Source organism: Pinirhizobacter sp. (assembly GCF_035317885.1).
Taxonomy (GTDB): domain Bacteria; phylum Pseudomonadota; class Gammaproteobacteria; order Xanthomonadales; family Rhodanobacteraceae; genus Pinirhizobacter.
Map to the genome: position 1 here is coordinate 1 of NZ_DATHFX010000500.1, position 8067 is coordinate 8067.

Annotated in this window: 7 protein-coding genes; 3 read left to right on the forward strand and 4 right to left on the reverse strand. The window is 64.2% G+C overall.

Annotation, left to right across the window (positions count from 1 at the left end; translation table 11 throughout):
* On the reverse strand, positions 1 to 295 hold a 295-nt coding region (locus VK519_RS16480), incomplete at its 3' end, for a S4 domain-containing protein (protein ID WP_324351553.1).
* 93 nt (positions 296 to 388) lie between these two features.
* Here VK519_RS16480 and bamD point away from each other — a divergent pair.
* Positions 389 to 1189 carry an outer membrane protein assembly factor BamD gene (gene bamD, locus VK519_RS16485; RefSeq protein ID WP_324351555.1) on the forward strand — a complete coding sequence of 267 codons (801 nt, stop codon included), beginning with the start codon at positions 389 to 391 and terminating at the stop codon, positions 1187 to 1189.
* Between the two features lie 76 nt (positions 1190 to 1265).
* Here bamD and VK519_RS16490 read toward each other — a convergent pair whose 3' ends face one another.
* Positions 1266 to 2879: an NAD+ synthase gene (locus VK519_RS16490; protein WP_324351557.1), complete on the reverse strand. Its 1614-nt coding sequence runs from the start codon at positions 2877 to 2879 to the stop codon at positions 1266 to 1268.
* A gap of 229 nt (positions 2880 to 3108) precedes the next feature.
* Between VK519_RS16490 and VK519_RS16495 the strand changes: the two genes are divergently transcribed.
* Positions 3109 to 4545: a pyridoxal phosphate-dependent decarboxylase family protein gene (locus VK519_RS16495; RefSeq protein ID WP_324351559.1), complete on the forward strand. Its 1437-nt coding sequence runs from the start codon at positions 3109 to 3111 to the stop codon at positions 4543 to 4545.
* A 56-nt stretch (positions 4546 to 4601) separates the two neighbouring features.
* Here the strand turns inward: VK519_RS16495 and sucD are convergent, their stop codons facing one another.
* Positions 4602 to 5474, reverse strand: coding sequence for a succinate--CoA ligase subunit alpha (gene sucD, locus VK519_RS16500; protein WP_324351561.1), 873 nt, complete (start codon positions 5472 to 5474; stop codon positions 4602 to 4604).
* Positions 5475 to 5486: 12 nt separating this feature from the next.
* Positions 5487 to 6650 carry an ADP-forming succinate--CoA ligase subunit beta gene (gene sucC / locus VK519_RS16505; protein ID WP_324351563.1) on the reverse strand — a complete coding sequence of 388 codons (1164 nt, stop codon included), beginning with the start codon at positions 6648 to 6650 and terminating at the stop codon, positions 5487 to 5489.
* A gap of 287 nt (positions 6651 to 6937) precedes the next feature.
* Between sucC and VK519_RS16510 the strand changes: the two genes are divergently transcribed.
* Positions 6938 to 8067, forward strand: a 1130-nt coding sequence (locus tag VK519_RS16510) for a histidine kinase dimerization/phospho-acceptor domain-containing protein (protein WP_324351565.1), incomplete at its 3' end; no start/stop codon positions are given.

The window sequence follows — 8067 nt, forward strand, 5'->3', positions numbered from 1 at the left end:
CCGCCGGCTTGTTCAGCACCAGCAGGTGGTCGTCCTCATGGCGGATGTCCAGGTCCATCGCCTCAGGCTCGGCGTGGGTTTCCACCGCCACCTCCGCCTCGATCGCCACCGCCTCGCCGCCCACCAGCAGTTGCCGCGGCGCCGCAACGCGGCCGTCGAGCAGGACGGAGCCCGCCTTGACCCAGGCGGTCAGCCGGGAGCGGGAATACTGCGGGAACATCTCGGCCAATGTCTGGTCGAAACGGCGTCCCGCGGCTGCCATCGGCACCCGGGCCTCATGCCGTATGGTACTCATCGGCCGCTCCCCGGCTTTTGGCCGGTTTCGGCTATCATGCTCATTCGATCCAGCATCCGAACCCTTTAAATGCGTGCAACCAAGCTGCTAATTATGCTCTGCCTCGCCCTTCTGGCGGGCGGCTGCTCGATGTTCCGCCACAAGGGCGACACCATCGACACGATGCCGGTGGAAAAGCTGTACTCCACCGCTCACGATTCGCTGGAGAATTCCGATTATGCGGCAGCGGAGAAGGCCTATCAGCGCCTGATCGCCCGTTTCCCTTCCGGTGAGTACAACGAGCAGGCCCAGCTGGACATGGCCTATTCACAGTACAAGGACAACAAGCCGGACGATGCGTATTCCACCATCAACCGGTTCCTGAAGACCTTTCCCACGCATAAGCACGCTGATTATGCCTACTACCTGCGCGGCCTGATCAATTTCGACCGCAGCGGCGGCCTGATCGAGCGCTTCATCCAGCGCGACGGCGCCCAGACGCGCCGCGACCAGGGCTTCAACCTGCAGGCCTTCGACGACTTCAGCGAACTCTCCCGCCGCTATCCGAACTCCGACTACACGGCCGACGCCCGCCAGCGCATGATCTTCCTGCGCAACGAGCTGGCCCAGTTCGAGATCAACGTGGCGGAGTTCTACCTGCGCAACAAGGCTTACGTGGCCTCGGCCAATCGCTCACAGTACGTGATCGAGCACTACCAGCAGTCCCCGCAGACGGGCGATGCGCTGGCCATCCTTACCCGCAGCTACATCATGCTCGAGCAGCCGGACCTCGCCGAGCAGACGAAGAAGGTGCTGGCGCTGAACTACCCGAACCATCCCTATCTGACGGATCCGAACTGGCCGCACCATCCGTCGGTGTGGCGCCGCACGATTCCGTTCTCCGGGCACCACTGATATCCCGCATCAAGAAGAAGGCCCGGCGAGCGATCGCCGGGCCTTTCTTTTTATGCCTGGCAAGGCGCCGGCAAGTTCAACGCCAGCCGGACGTGATCGGATAACGCCGCTCGCGACCGAACGCCTTTTCAGTGACGCGCGGCCCGGGCGCTGCCTGGCGGCGCTTGAACTCATTGACGTAGACCAGGCGGATCACCCTCGCCACCACATCACGGTCGAAGCCGGCGGCGGCGATGTCGTCGGCGGATTTCTCGCCTTCGATGAATAGCTCGAGGATGGCATCGAGGTCGTCGTAGGGGGGCAAGGAGTCTTCGTCTTTCTGGTCTTCGCGCAACTCCGCCGACGGCGGGCGCTCGATCACGGCCATCGGGATCGCGCCATCGATCGCCGTGCGCCAGCGGGAAAGACGGAACACAAGTGTTTTGTAGACATCTTTCAGCGGCGCATAGGCGCCGCACATGTCGCCGTACAGCGTGGCATAGCCCACTGCCATCTCACTCTTGTTGCCCGTGGACAACAACAGCTTGCCCGTCTTGTTGGACATCGCCATCAGCAACACGCCGCGCGTGCGTGACTGCAGGTTTTCCTCGGTGGTGTCGGGCGCGCGACCGGCGAAGACGGGATCGAGCGTGCCAATGAAACTGTCGAAGATCCCGCCGATGGGAAGCACGTGGTATTCAACGCCGAGGTGGTCGGCCTGGGCCCTGGCCTCGCGCAGGGAAAGATCGGATGTATAGCGCGTGGGCATCATCACCGCCGTGACCTTGTCCGCGCCGAGCGCGTCCACCGCCAGGGCGAGGGTGAGCGCCGAGTCGATGCCACCGGAAAGGCCAAGCAACACCCCTGGGAAACGGTTTTTGCCGATGTAGTCGCGGATGCCGCGCACCAACCCCGCATAGATGATGGCTTCCTCGGGAAGGGCCTCATAGGCCGGCCAGTCGACGGCCCTGAGCGTGCGCGATGCCCGGTTGTAGTCGACCATCAGCAACGCCTCGACGAATGACGGCGCGCGCGCGGCGATACTGCCGTCGCGGTTGACAAGCAGAGAGGCACCGTCGAACAGCAGGTCGTCCTGGCCGCCGATCTGGTTGACGTAGGCGATGGGCAGGTCGTTGTCCTTCGCGCGCTCGGCCAGCAGCCCCTCGCGGGTGGCGGCCTGGTGGATGTCGTACGGTGAGGCGTTGATCACCACGATCATCTCCGCCCCTGCCTGCGCCACGTGCGCGGCGGGCTCGGGTTCCCAGATGTCTTCGCAGATCAACAGACCTATCCGCACACCTTCGACTTCGATCACGCAGGGCGCACTGCCCGACCGGAAATAGCGCTTCTCGTCGAACACGGTGTAGTTCGGCAGCGCCTGCTTGCGGTAGGTGGTTTCGATCGCCCCCTGGCGCAGCACGCTGGCGGCGTTGAAGACCTCGCCCATCAATAGTGGGTGGCCGACGATGGTGGTGACGTCGGCGCTTTCACGCGCCAGCGCATCGAGCGCCTTGTCGCAGGCTTCCAGGAAGCTGGGTCGAAGCAGCAGGTCTTCGGGCGGGTAGCCAGAAAGGGTGAGCTCGGGGAACGCGACCAACTGTGCCCCGGCAGCGATGGCAGAGGCTGTGAGATCCCGCACACGCTGCGCATTCGGCTCGACGGCACCCACGGGAAAATCATGCTGGGCCAGGGCGATGCGTAACGCGTTCATGGAGGCACTCCGTGGGCAAGACCCCTATGATAATCCCTGCCGGTGCACCGGCGCCTTGCAGGCGTCCGATACCGGTGTTTCTTGCCGGCACCTACAAGCTTGTGGTCCGCCACACACGCCAATGCCAGTGGCGTTGTCTTGGCTCGCTGCCGTCCAGCCGACAGCCGTGATCGATGCACAACCGGAAAATGGCACAGCCGTCAGCAATGACCCACCGGAGCATCGAACCTTGACCCCGAATGAGTTTCGTGAGCATGGCCACGCCCTCATCGACTGGATCGCGACGTATCGCGAGAAGATCGAAGAGCGCGCCGTATCCCGTACCATCGAACCCGGCGCCATCCGCGCCGCCCTACCCAAGGCGCCACCCAGGCAGGCGGAACCTGTGTCCGACATCATGGCCGACTTCGAGTCCATCCTCCTTCCGGGCGTGCTGCACTGGCAACATCCCTCCTTCTTCGGCTTTTTTCCGTCCAACGTGGAGCTGTCGTCCGTGTTGGGTGATCTGCTGAGCACCGGCCTGGGCATGGTTGGCATTTCGTGGGAGGCAAGCCCGGCGCTGACGGAACTTGAAGAGACGTGCGTGGACTGGTTACGCCAGATGCTGGGCCTCGGCCCTGCGTGGCGCGGCGCCATCCAGGAATCGGCGTCAGTCTCGACGCTCATCGCCATTGTCTGCGCACGCGAGCGATATTCCGGCAGCAAGTACGCCAAGGGCGGCATCCGGCAGCCGGCACACCCGGGGATGGTTTATACGTCCGCCCGCGCCCATAGCTCGGTGGGCAAAACCGCCATGATTGCCGGCTTCGGTACCGATCACATCCGCATCGTGCCAATACAGCCTGGAGGAAGCCTCGATGCGAAGCGCCTCCGCGCCATGATCAACGAGGACATCGCACGCGGTGCGCGGCCCGTCGCCATCATCGCAACGACGGGTGCGACGGCCAATACCGCCATGGACGATATCGACGCCATAGCGGATGTCGCGCAAGAGTGCGGCATGTGGCTTCACGTTGACGCCGCCATGGGAGGCGCCGCGATGCTCCTGCCTGAATGCAGGCCCGGATGGGAAGGCATCGAACGCGCCGATTCCATCGTGGTCAGCCCCAACAAATGGCTGGGTGCGGCGTTCGACAGTTCGATGATGTTCGTGCGCGACCACGAGCATCTGACCAAGGTCATGGGGACTTGCCCAAGCTACTTGCGCACGCCGACGGATGGAAAGGTGACGCAGCTGAGGGACTGGAGCATACCCACGGGCCGGCGCTTTCGCGCCTTGAAACTCTGGTTCCTGATCCGCGAGCAAGGCGTGGATGGCCTTAGCAAACGTATACGCCGCGACCTGGTCAATGCACGTCGACTGGCGCAGCTGGTAGATGCCGAACCGGGATGGCACGTGGTGAATAAAATCACGCTGCAAACCGTTTGCGTCCGCCATGAGCCGCCGGGCGTCAGCGGCGCCGAACTCGATGAACACACACGAGCCTGGGTCCAGGCGCTCAACGAGTCGGGCAAGGCATACCTGACGGCAGCGCAGGTGGATGACGCATGGATGGTGCGCGTATCGATCGGTGTGCTTGGCACCCAATGGCACCACATCGAGAAACTCTGGGCCGACATGCGCGCATATGCCGGCCAAAATGCCAGGCTCGCACTGGCGGCGTAATGGTGCAAAAAAAAGGGCCGCGATGCGGCCCTTTTTTCATACGGCGACAGGCGCCGTTACTTCATCAGCCCGGCAAGCGTCTTGCCCAGGTCCGCCGGCGACTTCACCGTGGTGACGCCAGCCTTTTCCAGCGCAGCGAACTTCGCCGCCGCCGTGCCCTTGCCGCCGGAGATGATGGCGCCGGCATGGCCCATGCGCTTGCCCGGGGGGGCCGAGGCGCCGGCAATGAAGGACACCACCGGCTTCTTGACGTACTCGCCGATGAACTCGGCGGCGTCTTCCTCGGCGGAACCGCCGATCTCGCCGACCATGATGATGCCTTCGGTCTGCGGGTCGTCCTGGAACAGCTTCAGGCAGTCGATGAAGTTCAGGCCGTTGATCGGGTCGCCGCCGATACCGATGCAGGTACTCTGGCCCAGGCCTTCGTTGGTGGTCTGGAACACAGCTTCATAGGTGAGCGTGCCCGAACGGGACACGATGCCCACCTTGCCCGGCTTGTGGATGTGACCCGGCATGATGCCGATCTTGCACTCGCCCGGGGTGATCACGCCGGGGCAGTTCGGGCCGATCAGCACGGTATCGGGGTGCGACTTGAGCACGTTCTTCACGCGCAGCATGTCCAGCACCGGGATGCCTTCGGTGATGGTGACGATGACCTTGATGCCCGCTTCGATGGCTTCCAGGATGGAATCGGCCGCAAACGGCGGCGGCACGAAGATCACCGATGCATCGGCGCCGGTGTCATCGACCGCTTCCTTCACCGAATTGAAGACCGGCAGGCCGATGTGCTCGGAACCGCCCTTGCCCGGGGTGACGCCGCCGACCACCTTGGTACCGTAGTCGATCGCCTGCTCGGCGTGGAAGGTGCCCTGCTGGCCGGTGAAACCCTGCACGAGGACCTTGGTGTTCTTGTTGATCAGGACGCTCATTTATAGTGCTCCTCAGCCCTTGGCCGCAGCCACGGCTTTCTGCGCCGCGTCGTTGAGATCGTCGGCCGGCGTGATCGCCAGGCCGGAGTTGGCCAGGAGCTCGCGCCCCTTCTCCACGTTGGTGCCCTGCAGGCGCACCACGACGGGAATCTTCAGGCCCACTTCCTTGACCGCGGCGATGATGCCCTCGGCGATCAGGTCGCAGCGGACGATGCCGCCGAAGATGTTCACCAGGATCGCCTTCACCTTGTCGGAGGACAGGATCAGCTTGAAAGCCTCGGTGACGCGCTCCTTGGTGGCGCCGCCGCCGACGTCCAGGAAGTTGGCAGGCTCACCGCCGGCCAGCTGGATGACATCCATGGTGGCCATGGCCAGGCCCGCGCCATTGACCATGCAGCCGATGGTGCCGTCCATGGTGACGTAGTTGAGGTTGTGCGTGATAGCCGCGGCTTCGGCGGCGTCTTCCTGCGAGAGGTCGCGCATGGCAGCCAGATCCGCATGGCGGAACTCGGCGTTGTCGTCGGAATTGACCTTGCCGTCGAGCGCGGCGAGGTTGCCGTCGGCCAGGATCGCCAGCGGGTTGAGTTCCACCAGGGCGAGGTCTTTTTCGTTGAACAGCTTGTACAGGCCCAGCATGATCTTGGTGAGCTGCCCCACCTGCTTGGCGTTGAGATCCATCGCGAAGCCGAGCTGGCGGCACTGGTAGGGCTGCAGGCCTTCGACGAAGTCGACCACGATGGTGTGGATGTCCTCCGGGGTGTCCTTGGCCACCTGCTCGATGTCCACGCCGCCGTGCTTGGAGGCGATGAAGCTGATGGACTTGGAATCGCGGTCGGTCAGGATCGACAGGTACAGTTCCCTGGCGATGTCCGTGGCATCGGTCACCAGCACCAGGTTCACCGGCAGCGCGCGGCCGGCGGACTGGTAGGTTTCCATGTGGGTGCCCAGCATGCTCTTGGCGGCGGCGCGGACGTCGTCGAGGCTCTTGCAGAACTTGACGCCGCCGGCCTTGCCGCGGCCACCGGCGTGGATCTGGGCCTTGACCATCCACTGTGACCCACCAAGGTGCTTGGCGGCGTCGACGGCGGCGTCGGTGGAGTTGGCGACCTTGCCCGGGGGCACGGCGATACCGTACTTGGCAAAGAGTTCTTTGGCCTGGTACTCGTGGAAATTCATTCGATACCTCGAGCGAACAATAAGGAAGCGTGCAGGTGCAACGGGCCCAGTGGGGCTGGCCCGGCGCCAAGACGGGGGGAGCGTAGGACGGCACACGGGCCGCCCACATGCAGTGCGATGGCCCGCAACGACGAATCGAACGCGATCCACGCCATACGGCCAGGTATTTTCCTTCAATGGGCCCCCAATGGAAAGGGCCGGGGGTCCGGGCGCCGTTTTTTCGCCGCTTCATGCCTATACTGGCCGCGGCCCCACTGGGGGGGTATGCCGCCGGAAGCCTAACGCCCGTGTCAAGCACTGCAGCCCACCCCGCGGCCGGGCCGAGCCTTCGCCCCGACAGCACCCGCCACGAGCTGTGGTTTGCCCATGTTTTCCGCGTCGCCCAGGCCCTGGTCTACACCGGCCTGGCCTTCCGCCCGGGATCGATGGACTGGCCGGCCCTGCCCCAACCCACGCTCAGTCGCTTCGTCGCCCTGGCCTTCCTGACCTTCGCCCTGTTCGCCCTGTGGCGAACGCGGGCCTGGATGCACCGGCTGACCCTGAACGTGGCGCTGGCCGTCACCGTGGACATCCTGGCGGCCGTGGTGCAGGTGGCCGCCATGCACGACGTACGCATCGGCATTGCCATGATGCTGGTGGTCAACATCGCCGTCAGCGCGTTGATGCTGCCCCTGCGGTTGTCGATGTTCTTCGCCGCCATGGCCACCATCGGCATGCTGGGCCAGACCTTCGTGGCGCTATCGACCACGGTGGAGTCCGACCGGGAGCTGCTCGAATCGGGCTTGTTCGGCCTGGCTTACTTCGCCACGGCCTCCCTGTGTTACGTGCTTGGCCGGCAGATGCGAGCCTCCGAGGCCCTGGCCGAACAGCGCGGCCTGGACCTGGCCAACCTTTCCCAGGTAAACGAGCTGATCATCCGCCGCATGAAGACCGGCGTGTTGGTGGTGGACGAGGCCAACCGCATCCACCAGCTGAACGAATCGGCCTGGATGTTGATGGGCAATCCAACGGCCGAACAACGCGACCTGGGCACGGTGGCGCCGGAACTGTCGCGGCGCCTGTACCACTGGCGCACCTCGGGCAAGCTCGATGAATCGGCCACCGCGCTGGCCGACGGCGTGCCCGAGGTCATACCGCGCTTCACCCGGCTGGCCCCGCACGACGATTCGCACGTGCTGATATTCCTGGACGACACCTCGTTGCTTTCCCGCCGTGCCGAAGAACTCACGCTCTCGTCGCTGGGCAGGTTGTCGGCCTCCATCGCGCACGAGATCCGCAATCCGCTGGCGGCCATCCGCTATTCGGCGCAGCTTCTGGCCGAGTCGACGGATTTGAACGACACGGACCTGCGCATGGTGGAGATCATCAACAACCACTGCGTGCGGTTGAACGAAATCATCGAGAACATCCTGCAGCT